Origin of the sequence: Bradyrhizobium sp. TM233 (assembly GCF_036247965.1) — a bacterium.
In the GTDB taxonomy this organism is placed as follows: Bacteria; Pseudomonadota; Alphaproteobacteria; order Rhizobiales; family Xanthobacteraceae; genus Bradyrhizobium; species Bradyrhizobium ottawaense.
Genome location: NZ_BTIG01000074.1, coordinates 1 through 2,099 on the forward strand (window position 1 = coordinate 1; position 2,099 = coordinate 2,099).

Sequence of the window (2,099 nt, forward strand, 5' to 3'; positions counted from 1 at the left end):
GTCGTGCCCGAGGTGTAGATCATGTTCATCGGCTGCGGCACGACGGGGCCGTCATAGGGCTCGAATTGCGCGAGCCAGGCTTCGAAATCGACGGCGAAGTCCGGCGCCGTCAGATGATCAGGATCGATCTTGTAGTTGGACAGGATCTCCGGCGGCGTCGGCACGCTGAGCACGGTGACGCCCTCAGGAATCGCATCGCGCAAGGCGTGCAGCATGTCGGCATGTCCGATCAGCACGGAGGTGCCGGTATCGTTCAGGATGTAGTTGATCTCCTCCGGCTTGAAGTGCCAGTTGATCGGCACGCCGTAGGCCCCGAGCCGCATTGCGGCGTAGGCGGCCTCCAGGAAGGCGATGTCGTTGCGCATCAGCATGCAGACGCAATCGCCTTGGCGGACGCCGATTTTGGCGAGGCCGCTTGCGATGCGGTCGGCGCGACTGGCGACCTCAGTGTGGGTGCGGCGGCGTTCGCCGGAGACGATGCCGAGGAATTTTGACGTTTCGCTCATTGTTGTTTTCCGATCTTTCGTCGGGTTGAGAACGTAAACACAGATCAGGCCGTCATTCCGGGGCGANNACGGCGCATCCCGGAATGACGGCGGAGAACTAATCCGCATATTTCGCCGCGCGCTTCTCCAGATTGGAGCGCACGGCCTCGGTCTGGTTCGCACTGCCGATCAGCTTCTGCTGCTCGACCGACTCCGCGAGCAGCGCCGGGCCGGGATCGACCGAGAGATTGTTCAGCAGACGTTTTGCCGCGCGGATCGCATCGGGGCTCTTGCTCGCGATCTCGCGTGCGGTCTCCAGCGCGGCGGCGCGCGGGTCGTCGCAGATGCGCGTGGCGAGGCCGTAAGCCATCGCCTCCTGCGCGGAGAAGATGCGCCCCGTATAGGTGAGATCGCGCAAAATGTCGTCGCGCACGAGGCTCGCAAGGATCGGCGTGCCCGCCATGTCAGGCACGAGACCCCATTTGATCTCCATGATCGACATCCGTGCGTCCGCCGAGAGGAAGCGCATGTCGGCGCCGAGCGAGAGCTGGAAGCCGCCGCCGAAGGCGACGCCGTGCACGGCCGCGATCACGGGAACCGGAAGCTGGCGCCAGCCCCACACCGCCTGTTGCGGGAAGTTCGCCTGGCCGTGCGTGCGCTTGGTGAGATCGCGATTTTCGCCACCCGGAATTCCGTTGCCGCCCTTCTCCTTCATGGCGGCAAAACGCCCCATGTCGAGCCCGGCGCAGAAGGCGCGGCCTTCGCCTGACAGCACGACGACGCGCACGCTCTTGTCCTTCGAAAGCCGGTCCGTTGCGGCGACAAGCGCCTCGAACATGGCCTGATCCAGCGCGTTCATCTTGTCCGCGCGCACCAGGCGCACGTCGGCGACGCCTTCCGAGATCGAGATCGAGACGCGCTCTTCCATGGATGAATTCTCCCCTAGTTCTTGCCTGTTCTTGTTCAGTGCCGCTTTACAGGACGCTGGCGGCCGGATTTAGTCAATCGACCAATTAACTGACAATCCGTACGGGAGAAACAGCCATGTTCAAGGAAAATCTTCTCGCTGGACGGCGCATTCTCGTGACCGGCGGCGGCACAGGTCTCGGCAAGGCGATGGCGGCGCGCTTCCTCCAGCTCGGCGCCGAGGTGCACATCTGCGGCCGGCGCAAGATCGTCTGCGACGAGACCGCGACCGAGCTGATGGATCTCTATGGCGGCCGCGTCACCAGCCACGGCGTCGACATCCGCAACGCGCTCGCGGTCGAGGAGATGGTGGAGACCATCTTCCGCGACGCGCCGCTGACCGACCTCATCAACAACGCCGCCGGCAATTTCATCTCGCGCAGCGAGGAGCTGTCGCCGCGCGGCTTCGATGCCGTCGCCAACATCGTCATGCACGGCACGTTCTACGTGACGCAGGCGATCGGCAAGCGCTGGATCGCCTTGAAGCAGCCCGGCAACGTGGTGTCGATCACCACGACGTGGGTGCGCAACGGCTCGCCTTACGTGGTGCCGTCGGCGATGAGCAAGTCGGCGATCCATGCCATGACGATGTCGCTCGCGGCCGAATGGGGCCGCTACGGCATCCGACTCAACACCATCGCGCCCGGC

The 2,099-nt window shown here is 64.3% G+C and carries 3 protein-coding genes; 1 reads left to right on the top strand and 2 read right to left on the bottom strand.

Features of this window, described 5'->3' with window-relative positions:
* Positions 1–506 (bottom strand): AMP-binding protein (locus tag AABA86_RS33525; RefSeq protein ID WP_338309784.1); only part of this gene is annotated, 506 nt, incomplete at its 3' end.
* Positions 507–603: 97 nt separating this feature from the next.
* The gene (locus AABA86_RS33530; RefSeq protein ID WP_338309785.1) at positions 604–1,413 is read right to left on the bottom strand and encodes a crotonase/enoyl-CoA hydratase family protein; all 810 of its coding nucleotides are present in this window, start codon (positions 1,411–1,413) and stop codon (positions 604–606) included.
* Between the two features lie 116 nt (positions 1,414–1,529).
* On the opposite strand from AABA86_RS33530, the gene AABA86_RS33535 reads away from it, so the two are divergent.
* Positions 1,530–2,099, top strand: a 570-nt coding sequence (locus AABA86_RS33535; protein WP_338309786.1) for an SDR family NAD(P)-dependent oxidoreductase, incomplete at its 3' end; no start/stop codon positions are given.